8 protein-coding genes are annotated in these 19,916 nt (G+C 76.4%); 4 read left to right on the top strand and 4 right to left on the bottom strand.

Annotated features, from left to right (window positions below; all coding sequences use genetic code 11):
• From ACFWIC_RS34990 to ACFWIC_RS34975, 4 genes are all read right to left on the bottom strand, one after another.
• A partial coding sequence (locus ACFWIC_RS34990) for an SDR family NAD(P)-dependent oxidoreductase (RefSeq protein WP_380520963.1) occupies window positions 1–12,495 on the bottom strand: 12,495 nt, incomplete at its 3' end.
• A 746-nt stretch (window positions 12,496–13,241) separates the two neighbouring features.
• Window positions 13,242–13,946, bottom strand: coding sequence for an HAD-IA family hydrolase (locus ACFWIC_RS34985; protein WP_329880788.1), 705 nt, complete (start codon window positions 13,944–13,946; stop codon window positions 13,242–13,244).
• A 199-nt stretch (window positions 13,947–14,145) separates the two neighbouring features.
• The gene (locus ACFWIC_RS34980) at window positions 14,146–15,219 is read right to left on the bottom strand and encodes a Gfo/Idh/MocA family oxidoreductase (RefSeq protein ID WP_329952323.1); all 1,074 of its coding nucleotides are present in this window, start codon (window positions 15,217–15,219) and stop codon (window positions 14,146–14,148) included.
• A 29-nt stretch (window positions 15,220–15,248) separates the two neighbouring features.
• Window positions 15,249–16,415: a DegT/DnrJ/EryC1/StrS family aminotransferase gene (locus tag ACFWIC_RS34975; RefSeq protein ID WP_329880784.1), complete on the bottom strand. Its 1,167-nt coding sequence runs from the start codon at window positions 16,413–16,415 to the stop codon at window positions 15,249–15,251.
• Window positions 16,416–16,579: 164 nt separating this feature from the next.
• On the opposite strand from ACFWIC_RS34975, the gene ACFWIC_RS34970 reads away from it, so the two are divergent.
• The 4 genes from ACFWIC_RS34970 (at window position 16,580) to ACFWIC_RS34955 (ending at window position 19,902) form a co-directional block, all read left to right on the top strand.
• Window positions 16,580–17,017, top strand: coding sequence for a type II 3-dehydroquinate dehydratase (locus tag ACFWIC_RS34970; RefSeq protein WP_355407192.1), 438 nt, complete (start codon window positions 16,580–16,582; stop codon window positions 17,015–17,017).
• Entirely contained in the window at window positions 17,017–17,952 is a 936-nt protein-coding gene (locus ACFWIC_RS34965; protein ID WP_329952324.1) for an ROK family protein, read from the top strand. Before ACFWIC_RS34970 ends, ACFWIC_RS34965 begins: the two co-directional genes overlap by 1 nt.
• Window positions 17,953–18,092: 140 nt before the next feature.
• A complete protein-coding gene (locus tag ACFWIC_RS34960; protein WP_380520966.1) occupies window positions 18,093–19,109 on the top strand; it encodes a 3-dehydroquinate synthase family protein in 1,017 nt (338 codons plus the stop codon).
• Between the two features lies 1 nt (window position 19,110).
• Complete coding sequence (locus ACFWIC_RS34955) at window positions 19,111–19,902, top strand: shikimate dehydrogenase family protein (RefSeq protein WP_380520960.1); 792 nt, start codon at window positions 19,111–19,113, stop codon at window positions 19,900–19,902.
• The last annotated feature ends 14 nt before the right edge of the window (window positions 19,903–19,916 follow it).

Below are 19,916 nucleotides of genomic sequence, written 5' to 3'. Positions count from 1 at the left end.
CACCCCGTGCGACTCCACCAGACGCCGAGCCACCAACCCGCCCAACGTCCCCGTCCCACCCGTCACCAACACCGTCCCCGCCGGATCCAACACCCGGCCACCGCCCGCTCCGGCCTCGGCCGGCGCACCGGCCCGCGCCAGGCGCGGCACCACCGCGCGGCCGTCTCGCCACGCCACCTGGGGCTCGCCCGACGCCAGCGCGTCGGCGACCAGCGCGGCGGGCGCCGCCGAGCCGTCGGTGTCCACCAGGACGATGCGGCCCGCGTGTTCGAGCTGCGCGGTGCGCACGAGGCCCCACACGGCGGAGGCCGCCGGGTCGTCGGCCGCGTTCGCGGTCAGGACGGCGAGCGGACGGTCGGAGTCGCCGGCCAGGTGCTCCTGGATCCGGGTGAGCGCGGCCCCGACGAGCTCCCGGCCCGCCTGCGGCGCCGGCAGCCCGCTGGGAGCGGTCAGGTCGAGCACCTCCCCCGCCGCCGCCCCGGCCTCGGCGCGCGGCAGTTCGGCCGGCGTCCAGTCGAGGCGGTACAGGTGGTCGGCGGCCGGATCCTGGACGGCGGACAGCCGCTCGGGCGCCACCGGCCGCAGGACCAGCGCCCCGACGGCGCCGACCGGTCGGCCGACCGGGTCGGTGAGCGCGAAGGACACGCTGTCCGGGCCCTCCCGGCGGGCGTGCACCCGCAGGGCGGTGGCCCCCGACGCGAACAGGGCCACGTCGTTCCAGGCGAACGGCAGCAGGACCTCGCCCGGGCGGGCCACCGGGGCCGCGCCCAGGTTGGCGGACTGCAGCGCCGCGTCCAGCAGCGCCGGGTGCAGGCCGAACCGCCCGGCGGACTCGGTCAGTTCCTCCGGCAGGGCGACCTCGGCGAACACCTCCTCGCCCGAGCGCCAGGCGGCCCGCAGGCCCCGGAAGGCGTCACCGTACTCGTACCCGGCCTCCGCCAGGCGCTCGTAGAAGCCGTCCAGTGCGACCGGCTCCGCGCCGGCCGGCGGCCACGCCTCGTAGCCGAACTCCGGTGCGGCCTCGGCCGCCAGGAAGCCGGTGGCGTGCCGGGTCCAGGTGCCCTCGCCGTCCTCGTCACGCGAGTGCACGTGGACGGCCCTGCGGTCGTCGTCGGCGGCCGGATCGACCGTGACGCGGATCTGGACGCCACCGCGCTCGGGCAGGATCGCGGGGGCCTCCACGACGAGTTCCTCCAGGCGGCCGAGCCCGGTCTGCTCGCCGGCCCGCAGGGCGAGTTCGAGGAAGGCCGCACCGGGCAGCAGGATGTTCCCGGAGACGGCGTGGCCGGCCAGCCACGGGTGCGAGCGGGTCGACAGCCGGCCGGTGAACACCGCGTCCCCGTCGGGCAGTTCCACCAGGGTGCCGAGCAGCGGGTGCCCGGCCGCGGCGACGCCGAAGGCGGTCACGTCGCCGGTCCCGGCGACGGGCTCCAGCCAGAAGCGCTGGTGCTGGAAGGCGTACGTGGGGAGTTCGGAGGGCCGGAGCGTACCGGCGCCGGCGAACGCCGTCGACCAGTCCACCTCGACCCCGCGGACGTACAGCTCGGCGGCCGAGAGCAGGACGCGGTCCCACGCACCGTCCTCACGCCGCAGCGTCCCCGTGGCGACGGTCGGGGCCGGGACCGTCTCCTCCAGCGCCTCCGCGATGCTGTGGACGAGCACCGGGTGCGCGCTCACCTCGACGAAGGCCCGGAACCCCTCGGCGGCGAGCGTGTCCACCGCCTCGGCGAAGCGGACGGTCTGCCGCAGGTTGCGGTACCAGTACCCGCCGTCCAGCTCAGGACCCTCCAACCACCGGCCCTCCACCGTCGACAGGAACGGGATCGCGGCGGGCCGGGGCCTCACCGCGGCCAGCAGATCCGCCAACTCGCCCTCGATCGACTCCACATGGGACGTGTGGGAGGCGTAGTCCACCGGGACGCGCCGCACCCGCACACCCTGCTCCTCGAAGCCCGCCACCAGCGTGTCCAGCCCGTCCGGGTCACCGGCCACCACCACCGACGACGGCCCGTTCACCGCCGCCACCTCCACACCGGCCGGCAGACCGTCGGCCACCCGCCCGAAGGGCAGGCCCACCGACACCATGCCGCCACGACCCGCCAGACCCCGCGCGATCGCCTGCGAACGCAGCGCCACCACGGCAGCGGCGTCCTCCAGCGACAGGATCCCCGCGACATGCGCCGCCGCGATCTCACCCTGCGAATGCCCCACCACCGCGTCCGGCACCACACCCAGCGAACCCCACACCCGCGCCAGACCCACCATCACGGCGAACGACACCGGCTGCACCACATCCACCCGCTCCAGCGAGGCGGCACCCGGCACCTGATTCACCACATCCACCAACGACCAGTCCACATACGGCTTCAGCGCACCCTCCACCTCCGCCAGGGCCTGGGCGAACACCGGGGACTCGGCCGACAGACGCCGGCCCATCCCCACCCACTGCGAACCCTGACCCGGGAACACGAACACCGACCGGCCCGCCACCTCCGCACGGCCCGCCACCAACCCGGGCGCAGCCTCTCCGGAGGACAGCGCCCGCAGGGCGTCGGCGAGTCCGGCCGGGTCGGCGCCGACGGCGACCGCTCGCTCGGGGAAGCGGGAGCGGGCCGTGACGAGGGCACGGGCGGTCGCCGCGCGGTCCACGTCGGGGCGCTCGTCCGCGTACGCCGCCAGCCGGGCGGCCTGTGCCCGCAGGGCGGCCTCCGAGGCACCGGAGAGCACCCAGGGGGCCGCGCCGTCCCCGGCCGCGTCGGCGTTCTCGTCCTCGTTCGCGCCGGCTGCGGCCTCGGGGGCGGGCTGCGCGGCGGCCTGCTCGGCCGGCTCGGCCTGCTCCAGGATGACGTGGGCGTTGGTGCCGCTCACGCCGAAGGCCGAGACCGCGGCCCGGCGCGGGCGGTCGCCCTCGGGCCACTCCCGGTCCTCGGTGAGCAGGGCGATGCCGCCCGAGGACCAGTCGATGTGCGAGGAGGGCGCGTCGATGTGGAGGGTCTTCGGCAGTACGCCGTGGCGCAGCGCCTCGACCATCTTGATCACACCGGCCGCACCGGCCGCGGCCTGGGTGTGCCCGATGTTGGACTTCACCGAGCCCAGCCAGAGCGGCTGTTCGGCCGGGCGGCCCCTGCCGTAGGTGGCGAGCAGGGCGTGCGCCTCGATCGGGTCGCCGAGCGGCGTGCCGGTGCCGTGCGCCTCGACGGCGTCGACGTCGCCGGCGGCCAGTCCGGCGTTGGCGAGCGCGGCCCGGATGACCCGCTCCTGCGAGGGGCCGTTGGGCGCGGTCAGGCCGTTCGACGCACCGTCCTGGTTGACGGCCGAGCCCCGGACGACGGCCAGGACCTCGTGGCCGAGCCGCCGCGCGTCCGACAGCCGCTCCAGCAGGAGCAGACCCACGCCCTCGGACATCCCGAACCCGTCGGCGGCGTCCGCGAACGCCTTGCTCCGGCCGTCGGTGGCCAGGCCGCGCTGCCGGGAGAAGCCGACCAGGCCCTCCAGGGTGGACATCACCGAGGCGCCGCCGGCCAGCGCCAGCGTGCACTCGCCGCTGCGCAGGGCCTGGGCGGCCAGGTGGAGTGCGACCAGCGAGGAGGAGCAGGCGGTGTCGACGGTGATCGCGGGCCCCTCCAGGCCGAGGGCGTAGGAGAGCCGGCCGGACAGCACGCTGCCCGCGTTGCCGGTGACGAGGTAGCCCTCGTCGGCCTGGCCGCCGGTGCCCTGGGTGCCGTAGTCCTGGCCGTGGGTGCCGATGAAGACGCCGGTGGGGGTGGCCCGCAGGGCGGTCGGGTCGAGACCGGCCCGCTCCAGGGTCTCCCAGGCGACCTCCAGCAGCAGCCGCTGCTGCGGGTCCATCGCCAGCGCCTCGCGGGGGTTGATCCCGAAGAAGGCGGCGTCGAAGTCGGCGATGCCGGGCAGGAACCCGCCGCCGCGCACGTAGGTGCGGCCGGGCACGTCGGGGTCGGGATCGTAGCTGCCGTCGAGGTCCCACCCGCGGTCGGTGGGCAGTCCCGAGACGGCGTCTCCTCCGGCGGCGACGAAGCGCCAGAGGTCCTCGGCGGAGTCGAGGCCGCCGGGGAAGCGGCAGCCCATGGCGACGATCGCGACGAGTTCGTCGTCGGCCTCGGCGGCGCGCACCGCCGGGACGGGCGCGGCGGCCGGTGCGGCGGTCTCCTCGCCGACCAGCTCGGTGGTGAGGTGGGCGGCGAGGGCCTTCGGCGTCGGGTAGTTGAACACCAGCGTGGCGGGCAGCCGCAGCCCGGTGGCGGCGCCGAGCCCGTTGCGCAGCTCGACGGCGGTCAGCGAGTCGATGCCCAGGTCCTTGAACGGCTTCTCGACGTCCAGGGACCCGGCCGAGCCGTGACCGAGCACGGTGGCGGCGGTGTCGCGGACGAGGGCGAGCAGCACCTCGTCGCGCTCGGCGGCGGCGAGGCCCGCCAGCCGCCGGGCGAGGGTGTCGGCACCGGCCCCGGCGGACCGGGCGGCGGCCCGTCGCAGGGCGCGGGGCGCGCGGGCGGCCGGCGCCAGCCCGCGCAGGAGCGGCGGGAGGTCGTCGCCGCGGACGCCGGTGACGTCGAGCCGGATCGGCACCACGGCCGCCCGGTCGCCGGTGATCGCGGCGTCGAAGAGGGCCAGGCCCTGCTCGGCGGAGAGCGGACGGGTGCCGCCCCGGGCCATCCGGGCGAGGTCGGTGTCGCTCAGACGGCCGCCCATGCCGCCGGCCTCGGCCCACAGGCCCCAGGCGAGTGACACGGCGGGCAGTCCGAGGGCGTGCCGGTGGACGGCCAGACCGTCCAGGAAGGCGTTGCCGGCCGCGTAGTTGCCCTGGCCGGAGCCGCCGAGGACGCCGGAGGCGGAGGAGTAGAGCGCGAAGACGGCGAGGCCGAGCCCGGCGGTGAGTTCGTGGAGGTGCCAGGCGGCGTCGACCTTGGGGCGCAGCACGCTGTGCCACTTGGCGCCGTCCAGCGCCTCGATGACGCCGTCGTCCACGATCCCGGCGACGTGGACGACGCCGGTGAGGCGGTCCGCGACGGAGTCGACGACCGCCGCCAGCGCCTCGCGGTCGGCGGCGTCCACCGTCTCGGACCGGACGCGGGTGCCGTCCGCCGCGAGTTCGGCGAGCAGGTCGGCGGGGACGGCGGAGCGGGAGACCAGGACCAGCTCGGCGACGCGGTGGACCGCCGCGAGGTGGCGGGCCACCAGGCGGCCGAGGCCACCGGTGACGCCGGTGACCAGGACGGTGCCGCCCGCCAGCGGGGACGGGACCTCGGGGGCCGGCTGCGCCGCGCGGCGCAGCCGGGCGACGAGTCGCCGCCCGTCGCGCACCGCGATCTGCGGCTCGTCCGCCGTGGCGGCCACCGCCTCGGCGGCGGCTGCCGGGTCGTCGCCCTCCACGAGGACGAAGCGGCCCGGGTTCTCCGACTGCGCGGTCCGCACCAGGCCCCGGACGGGCTCCTGGGCGAGTTCCCCGCGCCGGGTGACGACGACGAGCCGGGAGTCGGCCGTCCGTTCGTCCGCCAGCCAGGACTGGAGGGCCCGCAGGACGTCGTGGCCGACGGCGTGGGCGCGCTCGGGGACACCGTCGGTCGGCACGCCGAGGCCGGCGGGCAGCACGACGAGGGGCGGCAGCGGTCCGTCGGCGGGCAGCTCGTCGTGGAGCACCCAGGCCGTGCCGGCGGGGGTCGCCTCGGCGGCCGTCCCGTCAGCCGCTCCGGATGTCGTTTCAGGTTCCGCTTCGGGTGTCGCTTCGGGTGCCGCTTCGGGTGCCGGGACCCAGTCGACCTCGAACAGGGCCGCGTCGGAGGCGGCGCCCAGGCTGCTCGGGTCCACCGGCCGCACGGTGAGGGCCTCGACGTCGACGACGGGTGCGCCGGTCTCGTCGGCGGCCCGGATGGAGAGGGTGTCGGGCCCGGAGGCGGCGACGACGACCCGCAGGACCTCGGCCCCGGCGGCGTGCAGGCGCACCCCGGCCCAGGAGAAGGCGAGCCGCGGCACGGCGGCGCCGGGGAAGAAGCCGGCCTCGCCGAGCGGGTGCAGGGCGGCGTCCAGCAGGGCCGGGTGCAGCCCGTACGCGGCCGCGTCGGTCACGGCCTCGGGGAGGCGGAGCTGGGCGTAGAGGCGCCCGTCGGCGAGCCAGGCGGCCTCGACCGCGTGGAACGCGGGGCCGTAGGCGACGGTGAGCCGGTCGTAGAGGCCGTCGAGGTCGAGCGGGCGGGCCCCGGCGGGCGGCCAGGCCGTCAGTTCCTCGGCGGCGGCGGGCTCCGGGCCCTCGGGGGCGAGCGTGCCGGTGGCGTTCCCGCTCCACGGCAGGCCGGGGCCGGTCCGGGTGAGCAGCCGGACGGCGCGGCGGCCGTCCTCGGCCTCGCCGACGTGGACCTGGAGGTCGATGCCGCCGCCCTCGGGGACGACGATCGGGGCGGATATGGTCAGTTCCTCGACCGTGGGCGCGCCGAGCCGGTGCCCGACGTGCACCAGTGCGTCCAGCAGCGCGGTGCCGGGCAGCAGGGTCGCGCCGCCGACCCGGTGGTCGACCAGCCAGGGCAGGGTGCGTTCGGTGATCCGGCCGGTGAAGACGGCGCCCTCCTCGGAGCCGAGCAGCAGCCCGGCCTCCAGCAGCGGGTGGCCTGCCTTGTCCAGGCCGACGGCCGCGAGGTCGCCCGCGGCGCGGCCGGGCCGGAGCCAGTAGTGCTCGTGCTGGAAGGGGTAGGTGGGGAGGTCGGAGGGCCGCAGGGTGCCGGCGTCGGCGAACGCCGCCGACCAGTCCACCCCGACCCCGCGGACGTACAGCTCGGCGGCCGAGAGCAGGACCCGGTCCCACGCACCGTCCTCACGCCGCAACGTCCCCGTGACCACCGTCGGAGCCTGGACCGCCTCCTCCAGCGCCTCCACCAGACTGTGCGCCAGCACCGGGTGCGCACTCACCTCCACGAACGCCCGGAACCCCTCCGCGGCGAGCGTGTCCACCGCCTCGGCGAAGCGCACGGTCTGCCGCAGGTTGCGGTACCAGTACCCACCGTCCAGCTCAGGACCCTCCAGCCACCGGCCCTCCACCGTCGACAGGAACGGCACCCTCGCCGCCTGCGGCTTCACCGCGGCCAGCAACCCGGCCAGTTCCTCCTCGATCGACTCCACGTGCGCGGTGTGCGAGGCGTAGTCCACCGGCACCCGGCGCACCCGCACACCCTGCTCCTCGAAGCCGGCCACCAGCGTGTCCAGCCCCACCGGGTCACCGGCCACCACCACCGACGACGGCCCGTTCACCGCCGCCACCTCCACACCGGCCGGCAGACCGTCGGCCACCTCGGCGGCCGGCAGCGCGACGGACACCATGCCGCCACGACCCGCCAGACCCCGCGCGATCGCCTGCGAACGCAGGGCGACGATCGCCGCCGCGTCGTCCAGCGACAGGATCCCCGCGACATGCGCCGCCGCGATCTCACCCTGCGAATGCCCCACCACCGCGTCCGGCACCACACCCAGCGAACCCCACACCCGCGCCAGACCCACCATCACGGCGAACGACACCGGCTGCACCACATCCACCCGCTCCAACGAGGCGGCACCCGGCACCTGATTCACCACATCCACCAACGACCAGTCCACATAAGGCTTCAGCGCACCCTCCACCTCCGCCAGAGCCCGCGCGAACACCGGAGACTCCGCCAGCAACCGCCGGCCCATCCCCACCCACTGCGAACCCTGACCCGGGAACACGAACACCGACCGGCCCGCCACCTCCGCACGGCCCGCCACCAACCCGGGCACAGCCTCGCCGGAGGACAGCGCCCGCAGTCCGGTCAGCGCCTGCGCCTGATCGGCGGCGACCACGACGGCCCGCCGCTCCAGCGCGGCACGGGAGGAGGCGAGCGTGCGGGCGACGGCCGGCGCCTCGGCGGCGGTCCGGGAATCCGCGAACTCCGCGAGCCGCCCGGCCTGTTCGCTCAGCGCCTCGGTGGTCCGGGCGGAGAGCAGCCAGGGCACCGGTGTGACGGACCCGGCGTCGAACTCGGCGGGGGCCTCCTGGACGGGGGCCTGTTCGAGGATGACGTGGGCGTTGGTCCCGCTCACGCCGAAGGACGACACGGCGGCCCGGCGCGGCCGGTCCACCTCCGGCCACTCCCGCTCCTCCGTCAACAGCGCGACCGCACCCGACTCCCAGTCCACCTTCGAACTCGGCGCGTCGATGTGCAGACTCTTCGGCAGCACACCGTGCCGCAACGCCTCCACCATCTTGATCACACCCGCGACACCCGCCGCCGCCTGCGCATGCCCGATGTTCGACTTCAACGAACCCAGCCACACCGGCTGCTCCGCCGGACGACCCTGCCCGTACGTGGCCAGCACCGCCTGCGCCTCGATCGGATCACCCAGCGACGTCCCCGTCCCGTGACCCTCCACCGCGTCCACGTCCGCCACGCCCAGCCGGGCGTCGGCGAGCGCCGCGAGGATCACCCGCTCCTGCGAGGGACCGTTCGGCGCCGTCAGGCCGTTCGACGCACCGTCCTGGTTGACCGCCGAGCCCCGCACCACGGCCAGCACCTCGTGGCTGAGCCGCCGCGCGTCCGACAGCCGCTCCAGCAGCACCAGGCCCACGCCCTCGGCCCAGGCGGTGCCGTCGGCCGCGTCCGCGTAGGCCCTGGCCCGGCCGTCGGCCGACAGCGCACGCTGGCGGGAGAACTCGACGAAGGAGGTGGGCCGGGCCATGACGGCGACACCGCCGGCCAGCGCCAGCGTGCACTCCCCGTCACGCAGCGCCTGCGCCGCCAGGTGCAGCGCCACCAGCGAGGACGAGCAGGCGGTGTCCACCGTCACCGACGGACCCTCCAGCCCGAGGGTGTAGGAGATGCGGCCCGACGCCACCGAACCGGCGTTGCCCGTGCCGAGGTAGCCCTCCAGCCCGTCGGGGACCTCGGCGAGGTCGGTCGCGTAGTCGTGGTACATCAGACCGGCGTACACGCCGACCGGCTGCCCCTTCAGCGACGTCGGGTCGATGCCCGCCCGCTCCAGCAGCTCCCAGGACGTCTCCAGCAGCAACCGCTGCTGCGGATCCGTCGCCAGCGCCTCACGCGGCGAGATCCCGAAGAAGGCGGCGTCGAACTCGCCGGCGTCGTGCAGGAAGCCGCCGTGGCGCGCGTAGGAGGTGCCGGGGACGGTCGGGTCCGGGTCGTAGAGGGCGTCGAGGTCCCACCCCCGGTCACGGGGGAACGGGGTGATCGCGTCGGTGCCCTCGCTGACCAGCCGCCACAGGTCGGCCGGGGAGCCGACGCCGCCGGGCAGCCGGCAGGCCGCCCCGACGATGACGACGGGGTCGTCGGCCGGCGGCGCGGTGCGCGGCACGGGGACGGGCCGGGCGGCGGCGGGCTTGCCGGTCAGCACGGTGAGGAGGAAGGCCGCGACGGCGGTCGGGGTGGGGTGGTCGAAGGCGAGGGTGGCGGGGAGCCGCAGGCCGGTGGCCGCGGTGAGACGCCCGCGCAGGTCGACGGCGGTGGCGGAGGTGAAACCGAGGTCCTTGAACGGGCCGTCGGGCCGGATCGCGTCCGGGCGGTCGGAGGCGAGCTGGGCGGTCTCCGCGAGAACGAGGTCGAGCAGGTCCCGCTGCCGGTCGGCGGCGGACCGGCCGGACAGGCGGCGGCGCAGTGCGGCGGCGGTCGCGCTGTCGGGGGTGCGCGGACCGGCCGGGGCGTCGATGAGGTCGCGCAGCAGCGCCGGAACGTCCGGCGGGGCGAGGGCGTCCAGCCCCTCCGCGTCGAGCCGGAGCAGCAGGAGCGAGGTGTGGTCGGCCAGGTGGGCGGCGTCGAACGCCGCCGCGCTCTCCTGGGCGGTGAGCCGGCCGAGGCCCGGCGGCACGGTCCGCCCGTCGCCGTCGGCGGGACCGGTGCCGAGGGCGAGGCCGGGCAGGCCGCGCTGGACCCGGTGGCGGACGAGCGCGTCGAGGAACGCCGCCGCGGCGGCCTCCCCGTCGGCGCCGGGCGCGCCGAGCAGGCCGGCGGCGGGCGTGTACACCACGAAGGCGGAGAGGTCCGCGGCGGCGGTCAGGTCGTGCAGGTTGATCGCCGCGGCGAGGGTGGCCGCGAGCCCGGGGAACGCGGCGCCGGGGGTGTGGACGACGGCGTTGAAGCGGACGCCGGGGGCCGCGACGTAGGCGGCGAGGGCGTCGCGGTCGGCGGGGTCGACGGCGGTGAGGGTGACGTCGGCGCCCGATTCGGTGAGCCGGGCGGCGAGTTCGGCGGCGGCCCGGTCGTCGGGGCCGTGGGTGCTGGTCAGCAGGACGCGGCGCACGCCCCGCCCGGAGACGAGGTGGCGGGCGACGGCGGCGGCGGTCGCCCCGTCGGCACCGGTGACCAGCACGGCGCGGCGCGGGTCGAAGCGGGCCGGGGGCTCGCCGTGGGCGAGCGCGGCCGACACCCGGGCGGCGCGCGGCCTCAGCGGGACTCCGGAGCGGATGACGAGTTGCGGCTCGCCGGAGGCGACGGCGTCGGCCAGCGCGGCGGCGGCGGTCTCCTCGGCGTCGAGGTCGACGAGGACGAACCGGCCGGGGTGCTCGGCCTGGGCGGCGCGGACCACGCCCCAGAGCGGGGCCTGGACGAGGTCGGTGGCGCCGTCGGCGACGGCGCCGCGGGTGACGACGACGAGCCGGGTGTCGGACAGCCGCTCCTCGGCGAGCCAGGCTTCGAGCTGCCGGTCGAGCCGCCGCACGGCGTCCTCGACGTCGGCGGCGAGCGGACCGGGCTTGCGCAGGCCCGCGCCGCAGCCGAGCAGGGCGACGTCGGGGAGCGGGTCGGCGGCGGCCAGCGAGGCGGGGTCGCGGTGCGCGGCGCCGGCGCCGAGGGCGTCACCCAGGCCGAAGCCGTCCGTGCCGAGCACGGCCCAGGTGCTGGTGGCCGGGCGGGCACCGGGGACGGAGGAGAGCGGCAGCCAGTCGACGCGGAACAGGTGCTCGTAGTGGCTGCCGCCGGCGGCCCGGAGCCGGGCGGGCGCGTCGAGCAGGACGTGACGGGTGATCTTGCCGGAGGCGGTCCGCGGGATGCGGTCGGTCTCGTACAGCTCCTCGGGGACCTTGAAGTACGAGAGCCGTTCCCGGCAGGCGGCCAGCAGGGCCTCCGGGTCGAGGCCGCCGGGACCGGGCACCAGGAAGGCCACCGGGACCTCGCCCAGTACCTCGTGGGGCTTGCCGACGACGGCGACGTCCGCGACACCGGCGACGCCGCGCAGCACCTCCTCGACCTCGGCCGGGTGGATGTTCTCCCCGCCGCGGATGATGAGTTCCTTGATCCGGCCGGTGATGGTGAAGTAGCCGGATTCGTCGCGCCGGGCGAGGTCCCCGGTGTGGTACCAACCGCCGCGCAGCGCCTGCTCGGTGGCCTCGGGCTGGTTGTGGTAGCCGAGCATGACGCTCGGGCCGCGCACCCAGACCTCGCCCTCCTCGCCGTCGGCGGCGTCGAGGCCGGTCTCGACGTCGACGAGCCGCACGCCGAGGCCGGGCACGGGCAGGCCGCAGGAGCCCTCGACCCGGGCGCCGGTGGGCCAGTTGACGGTGATCGAGCCGCAGGTCTCGGTGGACCCGTAGGCGTCGATGAGCGGCGCGCCGAACGCCTCCTCGAAGGAGCGGCGCAGCGCGGCGGTCGTCATGGCGCCGCCGACCAGGCACATCCGCAGGGCCGGCGCGGAGAAGCCGTCCTCGCGGGCGGCGCGCACCAGTTGCTGGTACATGGTGGGCACGCCCGCCAGGAAGGTCGCGGACTCCTCGCGCACGGCCTCCAGGACGTCCTGCGCGGCGAACCCGTCGAGGATGCGGGCGGTGGCGCCGACCGCGGTGACGCTCAGCACGCACGCGATGTGGGAGAGGCTGTGGAAGAGCGGCAGCGGCCACACCACCCGGTCCTCGGCGCTGAGGCCGGGCACGGGCACGTAGCAGGCGGCGACCGACCAGAGGCAGTTGCGCTGGGTGGAGAGGACGCCCTTGGGGCGGCCGGTGGTGCCGGAGGTGTAGAGCATCCAGGCGGGGTCGTCCAACCCGAGGTCGTCGCGCGCGGGGGTGGCGGGCGCGGTGGTGGCGAGGGTCTCGAAGGAGAGGGCGCCGGCCGGGACGGGGCCGTCGCCGGTCACGATCACCCGCAGGTCGGCCCGGCCGCGCGCGAGGGCCTCCAGGGCGCCGGCCCGGGCCGCGTCGGTGATCACCACGCGGGCGCCGCTGTCGTCGAGGAGGTGGGCGAGCTCGGTCTCGGTGGCGTGCGGGTTGAGCGGGACGGCGATGGCACCGGCCCGGAGCACGCCGAAGTAGCTCTCCACGACCTCGACGCTGTTGCCGAGCAGGATCGCCGCCCGGTCGCCCGGTTGGAGGCGCAGGTCGGCGAGGTGTCCGGCGATCCGGCCGGTGCGGTCGTGGAGCTCGGCGTAGGTCACGCCTCGGACCGCGTCGCGGAACGCGGTCTTGTCCGAGCTGTCGCGGGCGTGCTCGGCCAGCAGTTCGGGCAGCGGCCGGATCAGCTCGGTGCGCAACATGCCGTCACTTCCTTACGTCGGGTCGGTCGGGTGCGGGTACCCCGGTGTGTTCCGGCCGGACGGGGCCGGGAATGGTGCGGGGATTTCCGTTTTCCGCCGGGCGGAACGGGCGGGCTGACGAAAGCCGGATTACTTCTCGGAAAAGGGGGCGGTGAATTGCCGCGCGGCCGGTCCTGGGAGGCCGTACGCGAATTCCCGCCCGTCACAGTCTCGTCCGGCGGGGGCCTCGGGCCGCCCCTATCCGACCCCCTATACGGTCCCTATTCGCAGCGGCCACGCGGGCGGCGGGCGGGCGGAGGCGGGCGCCGGGGGACGGCGGGGGGCACCGGGCGGCGGCGGCGGAGGCGGGCCGCGGGGCCGCGGGTGGCCGGGTGGCCGGGTGGCCGGGTGGCCGGGAACGACGCCGCCCCGCCGAGCCTGCGCTCGGCGGGGCGGGTGGGCGGTCCGGGCCGGGAGGGAGCCTCGGCGGGGCCCGGCCGGGGACGGGGACGAGGACGGGCCACCGTCGGCCGGGCCCCGCCGGGACCGGTGGACGGACCGCCGGTCGGCGGACCGGACCCGGAGGGGTTCCGGGTCCGGCGGGTCCGGCGCTCGGCGGGCGCCGGGTCCGGCGGCCGAGTCCGGCGGACGGGCTCGGCGGGGTCTGTTCTGCGGGCCTGCTCACCGGGGACCCGCCCCGTCGGGCCGGGGTCGGTGGGCCGAGGCCATTGGGCGGGTGCCAGCGGGCGGGTGCCAGCGGGCGGGTGTCAGTGGGCCGGGGCGGGTTCGGGCAGTAGGGCGAGCAGTTCGTCGGGGCGGCGCAGCACGGCGTCGGGCCGCTCCGCGAGGAGCGCCGGCTCGTCGGTCTCCCCCCACAGGGCGGCTATCGCGCCGACCCCGGCGCCCCGGGCGCTCGCCAGGTCGGTCACGGCGTCACCGATCATGACGGCCTGCCCGGCCGGGAGGCGCAGCAGCTCCAGGGCGCGCAGCACGATGTCGGGGGCGGGCTTGGCCCGGGCGACCTCGTCGGAGCCGAGCACGTGGTCGAAGTGGTGCAGCAGGCCGAGCTGGTCGAGCAGCGAGCGGGCCCGGGGGCCGCTCTTCCCGGTGGCCACCGCCAGCCGGATGCCGCGCCGGTTGAGTTCGGCGAGCAGCTCGCGCACTCCCTCGTGCACGGTGACCTGGTGGGCGAGGCGATAACTCTCCCGGACGAAGGGCTCCTCCAGTTCGAGGGGCAGCCCCATGATGCGCATGATGTCGGGGAAGTAGCGGCCCAGGTGGCGGCAGTACTCCTCGAACGGCGGCCGGCCGTCGCCGACCACCTCGTCGTAGGCGGTCAGGAACGCCCGGCGCATCACGTCGAAGCTGTCGACGATGACGCCGTCGAGGTCGAAGACCACCGCGCGGACCGGGGAGAACGCGGCGAGCGCGCGGGCGTCGGGGGCGGTGGCTGCGGGCTGGTTGCTCGGCATGGGGTCTCCATGGGAAGTGGGCGGCCCGGACGGGTGACCGGGCCTGACGCCCCGGCCCGCGCGGACCGGCGGGGTGGGCACGGCCCCCGGGGGCCGGGGCGTGGGGCGGCTCCGGTGGGTCGGTGCCGGCGGACCGGTGCCGACGGCTCGGTGTCGGCCGCTCGGTGTCGGCGGACCGGTGCCGGCCGCTCGGCGCCGGTCAGACGGCGAGCGCGGTGGCCTCGTCGGCGAGCCGCGGCCGCGGGGCGCGGGCCCCCGCGTAGAGCCGTTCGATGACCGAGATCGTGTAGTGGGCCTGGGTCACGGCCGCGCCGCGCGAGGCCGGGTCGGCGAGCAGGGCGGGCAGGGCGTCGAGCTGGCGCACGTACTCGGCGCCGACGGACTCGCCGTGCAGCGGGACGTCGGTGGTGACGCCGTCGCGGGTCCGGGTGAGCCGCGGGACGCGGCGGTTGGGGCTGAAACCGAAGGTGCAGACCAGGGTGGCGGAGCCGGTGGCTCCCTCCACGGTGATCCGGGTGGTGTCGACGGGCTCGTGCGAGGCCCAGCTCGCCCGTACCGCCACCGAGACACCGGTGTCGGTGGTGAGGAAGCCCCGGGCGGTGTCCTCGACGTCGCCCTCGCCGTCCGGTCCCTCCGTGCCGCGCCAGCCGGCGCTCCGCGCGCCGTCGTTGACGAAGTCGGCGGAGACCGAGCCGAGCACGTCCAGGAACCGGACCGGGCCGCCGAGCACGGTCGCGGCGGTGTCGAGCAGGTGCCAGCCGAGGTCGACCAGCGCGCCGCCCCCGGAGTGCCGGCGGCTGGTGAACCAGCCGCCGGCGTCGGGGACGCCGCTGGCGCGGACCCACGCGAGGTCCACGTGGCGGATCGGGCCGATCTCCGCCGCCACCTCGATGAGGGCGGAGACGTCCTCCCGGTAGCGGGCGGCGCTGCCCGCCAGCAGGACGGCCCCGCCCGCCCGCTCGGCGGCAGCCAGCCGGTCGGCCTCGGCGGCGCTGAGGCAGACCGGCTTCTCCAGGAACACCGGGATGCCGCGGGCCAGCAGCCGTTCGGCGACCGGGGTGTGCAGGTGGTTGGGCACCGCGACGACGGCGAGGTCCACGTCCGGGCCGAGCAGGTCGGCGTCGGCGAGGAGTTCGGCGCCCTCCGGGACGTGCTCCGCCGCGACGGGGCCCGGCTCGACGACGGCGGTGACCCGGAACGCCGGGTGCGCCGCCAGGCGGGGCAGCCAGATCGTGCGGCCCGCCCAGCCGAGGCCGACGACGGCCACCCGCACCGGCGCTCCCGGATCCCGCGGTGCCGCGCTCACACCGCGGCCAGGGCGTCGGAGATGATCTGGGCGGCGTCCTCGATCTGCTGCTCCCCGGCGAGCAGGGTGCGGTGGTGCAGCCAGATGCCCTCGGTGGTGAGCGCCTCGCTGTTGGGGCAGGCCCGGGCCAGCTCGTCGACGGTGAAGTCGGGCGCGGCCGTCTCCCAGAAGCCGTCCGAGCGGTAGATCGCGCGGAAGACGACGAAGGCGGGCAGGCCGCGGGCGATCAGGTCGTCCACCAGCGCGTCGCGCCGCTCCTCGCTCAGGCCGGGCACCCGGAACATCGCCATGTAGTGCGGGACGCGGTCGGCGCGCTCGTCGCGGCCCTGCGGCACCACGCCGGGGATCTCCTCCAGCAGGCTCCTGAGCAGCTTGGAGCGCTCCTCCCGGACGGCGATCTGGCCGTCGAGGCGGGCGAGCTGGGCGCGCAGCACGCTCGCGGAGAACTCGTTCAGCCGGAAGTTGGAGCCGGAGGTCTGGTGGAAGTACTTCCGGTCCGTCGGGGGCCGGCCGCAGCTGTGCCGCAGGAACGCCTCCTCGTACTGCGCGGTCTCGGGGAAGGTGACGGCGCCGCCCTCGCCGGCCGTCATCAGCTTGCCGTTCTGGAAGCTGAACGCGGCGATGGAGCCGAGCTCGCCGACCCGGCGGCCCTGCCAGCGGGCGCCGTGGGCGTGCGCGGCGTCCTGCACGATCGGCACGCCGGTGTCGGCGGACAGCTTGCCGAGGGCGTCCATGTCGGCGATCTGGCCGGCGATGTGGACGGGCATGATCGCCCGGGTCCGCGGGGTGATCGCGGCGGCCGCCGCCTCGGGGCTCAGGTTGTAGGTGTCGAGGTCGACGTCGACCGGCACCGCGACGGCGCCGAGCCGCTGGGCGGCCTGCGAGGAGGAGATGAAGGTGAAGGCGGGCACGATGACCTCGCTGCCCGGGCCCACGCCCAGCACCTGGAGGGCGACCTCCAGCGCGTGGGTGCCGTTGGTGACGGCGAGCGCGCGCTCGGCACCGTGGTAGTCGGCGAACTCCTGCTCGAAGGTGTCGACCTCCTTGCCGCCCATGCGCCACCACTGGCCCTGCTCCAGGGCCCTGATCAGTCCTTCGCGCTCGGCCTCGTCAAACTGCGGCCAGACCGGGAACTCCGGGGCCGGACGTCCTTTGGCGCTCATAATTCCGCGCAGCCTTTCGTTTCGGGGGGACCGTGGAACGGCACGCTAACCCAGGAAAAGCGAGCCCGTCACCTCCCCTACACACCCCCCTACAAAGCCCTTGTCCTGCATCACGGGGACCGGGTTCCGCGTTCCGGTGAGGCACACACTGCTATAACCGGAATATGAGCGAACTGCTATTGCTGAACGGTCCCAATCTCGGGATTCTCGGCCGCCGCGAGCCGGAGGTCTACGGCACCGACACCCTGGCGGACATCGAGGCGGCCGTGGCCGCCGAGGTGGCCGGCCGGGGCTGGAAGGTCACCTCCGTCCAGCGCGAGTCCGAGGGACAGCTGATCGAGGCGGTGCAGGACTCGTACGACACCGTCGGGGCGATCGTGAACCCGGGCGCGCTGATGATCGCCGGCTGGAGCCTGCGCGACGCGCTGGCCGCCTACCCGCGGCCCTTCGTCGAGGTGCACCTGTCGAACGTCTGGGCGCGCGAGAGCTTCCGGCACGAGTCGGTGCTGGCGCCGCTCGCCTCGGGCGTGATCGTCGGCCTCGGCTCGCTCGGCTACCGTCTCGCCGCCCAGGCGCTGCTGGCCAAGGTGCCGGAGTCCTGATGGGCGCCGCGACCGCCGCCCGGGGCCTGCTCGGCATCGACGTCGGCGGGACGAAGGTGGCGCTGCGCGCCGAGGGCGGAGCGCCCGGCGGGCCGGTCCGCACGGAGGAGGCCGTCCTGCCCTGGCCCGAGGCGCGGGGGGCTGCCGCCGACTGGGCCGCGCTGGCCGACGCGGTCGCCCGGCTGCGCGAGCGGTGGGGCGGCGACTTCACCGCGGTCGGGGTCGCGATGCCCGCCACCGTCGGTCCGGACGGCCGGGTCCTCGCCTGGCCGGGACGCCCCGGCTGGGAGGACTTCGGCCTCGCCCCGGCCCTGCGGGAGCTCTTCCCCGCCGCCACCGTCGGCTGGGCGGACGACGGCGACCTCGCCGCGCTCGCCGAGGCCGTGCACGCCGGGCGCGACCACCTCGTCTACCTGGGCGTCGGGACGGGCGTCGGCGGCGGCGTCGTCCACCGGGGCGCGCCCCTGCCCGGGCCGTCGCGCGGATCCTGCGAGGCGGGGCACCTGATCGTCGACCGCGGGGGTCCGCGCTGCGACTGCGGGCGCCACGGCTGCCTCCAGGCCACCGCCTCCGGTCCCGCCACCCTGCGGCGCGCGGCGCTGCTGCGCGGCGCGCCCGTCGGGTTCGCCGAGCTGCGGGCCGCGCTCGCCGGGGGCGAGCCCTGGGCGGAGGAGGCCGTCGAGGAGACGTGCTCCGCACTGGCGGCGGCGGCCGTGTCGCTCGCCGAGCTGTTCCACCCCGAACTGACCGTGGTGGGCGGCGGTTTCGCCGACGGACTGCCCGGCTTCGCCGCGCGGGTGGAGGCCCACGCCGCCGCACTGGCCCGCCCGGGCGGCCCCGCCCCCGCGATCCGCCCCGCCGCGCTCGGCGGGCTGTCCTCACTGCACGGCGCCGTCGCGCTGGCGCGCCGACAACCACTGGGAGAGCCGAGTTGACCACGACAGGGACGGCGGACCGCCCGCATCCGGACACGGCCCCGGGGGCTGACCCGGGGGCTGACCCGGGCGCCCCCGGCGCCCACGGCACGCCCGGCACCCACGGCGGCCGGGTCCGCGAGGACGGCGGGCTCCGGCGCATCGACGTGGAGCTGGGCGAACGCGGCTACCCGGTCCTCATCGGCCCCGGCGCCCGCCACCGGCTGGCCGACGTCCTCGCGGGGATCGGCGCCCGCCGGGTCGCCGTGGTGAGCGCCCGGCCCCCCGAGTGGCTGCCCGACACCGGTCTCGACACCCTGGTGATCGCCGCGAAGGACGGCGAGGAGGGCAAGTCCCTCGCCTGGGTCGCCGAACTGTGCAGCCGCTTCACCGCGTTCGGCCTGGGCCGGGCGGACGCCGTCGTCTCCTGCGGCGGCGGCACCACGACGGACGCGGTCGGGCTCGCCGCCGCGCTCTACCACCGGGGCGTGCCCGTGGTGCACCTGCCCACGTCGCTGCTGGCCCAGGTCGACGCCAGCGTCGGCGGCAAGACCGCCGTCAACCTCCCGGAGGGCAAGAACCTCGTGGGCGCCTACTGGCAGCCCTCCGCCGTCCTCTGCGACACTGACTACCTCGCCACCCTGCCCCCGCGCGAACGGATCAACGGCTACGGGGAGATCGCCCGGTGCCACTTCATCGGCGCCGGGGACCTGCGCCACCTGCCGCTGGAGGAACAGATCGCCGCGAGCATCGCCCGGAAGGCCGCCGTGGTGGCCGCCGACGAACGCGACGCCGGGCTGCGGCACATCCTCAACTACGGCCACACCTTGGGCCACGCCCTCGAACGCGCCACCGACTTCCGGCTGCGGCACGGCGAGGCGGTCGCCGTCGGCACGGTCTTCGCGGGCCGGCTGGCCGGCGCGCTCGGGCGGATCCGCCCCGAACGGGTCGCCGAGCACCACGACGTGGTCGCCCACTACGGGCTGCCCACCGCCCTGCCGCCGGAGGTCGTCACCGGCGAACTGATCGCCCTGATGCGGCTGGACAAGAAGGCCGTCGACGGCCTCTCGTTCGTCCTCGACGGCCCGCACGGCGCCGAACTCGTCCGCGACGTCCCCGAACCGCTCGTCGCCCGCACCCTGGACGCCATGCCGCGCGCCCGCGCCGAGGGGGTCTGACGTGTCGATCTCCGGCCGCACCCGGCTGTTCGCCGTCCTCGGCGACCCGATCGCCCAGGCCAAGGCGCCCGCCCTGCTCAACCCGCTCTTCGCCGAGAGCGGCGTGGACGCCGTACTCGTCCCCGTGCACGCCCCGGCGGACCGGCTCGACGACGTCGTGCGCGGGCTCAAGGCGACGGCCAACCTCGACGGGCTGCTGGTGACCGTCCCGCACAAGCTGGCGATGTGCGCGCACGCCGACGAACTCAGCGACACCGCCACCCTCCTGGGCAGCACCAACGCCCTGCGCCGGGAGCCGGACGGCCGCTGGTACGGCGACAACTTCGACGGTGCGGGGTTCGTCCGCGGCCTCGCCGCCCGGGGTCACGACCCCGCCGGGCTCCGCGTCGCCCTGGCCGGCGCCGGAGGCGCGGGGCTCGCCATCGCCGCCGCCCTGCTCGCCGGGGGAGCGGCCTCGCTCACCGTCACCGATCCGGACCGGGGCCGCCTCGACGCCCTCCTGCAGCGGCTCGGCGCCCGGTGGCCCGACCGCGTCGCCGCGGCCGCCGCCGTGGGCGCGTCCACGGACCTCGCCGTCAACGCCACCCCGCTCGGCCTCGACCCGGCCGACCCCCTCCCGTTCGACCCGGCGCTGCTCCCCCCGACCGCGCTCGTCGCCGACATCATCATGACCCCCGCCGAGACGCCGCTCCTGCGGGCCGCCGCCGCTCTCGGCCGTCCCACCCACCCGGGCATCCACATGCTGGACCAGCAACTCCCCCTCTACCGCACCTTCTTCCGCCTCCCCGCCTGATCCGCCCGCCCGGG

Origin of the sequence: Kitasatospora sp. NPDC127035, from assembly GCF_042726075.1 — a bacterium.
GTDB lineage: Bacteria > Actinomycetota > Actinomycetes > Streptomycetales > Streptomycetaceae > Kitasatospora.
The sequence above is the reverse complement of the archived record's forward strand: the minus strand, read 5'-3'. Positions and strand labels throughout refer to the sequence as shown.

Excerpts from the sequence above, each read along its gene's own strand:
- ACFWIC_RS34985 (WP_329880788.1), bottom strand. The coding sequence starts at position 13,946 with ATGCCGAGCAACCAGCCCGCAGCCACCGCCCCCGACGCCCGCGCGCTC.
- ACFWIC_RS34965 (WP_329952324.1), top strand. The coding sequence starts at position 17,017 with ATGGGCGCCGCGACCGCCGCCCGGGGCCTGCTCGGCATCGACGTCGGC.
- ACFWIC_RS34975 (WP_329880784.1), bottom strand. The coding sequence starts at position 16,415 with ATGAGCGCCAAAGGACGTCCGGCCCCGGAGTTCCCGGTCTGGCCGCAG.
- ACFWIC_RS34970 (WP_355407192.1), top strand. The coding sequence starts at position 16,580 with ATGAGCGAACTGCTATTGCTGAACGGTCCCAATCTCGGGATTCTCGGC.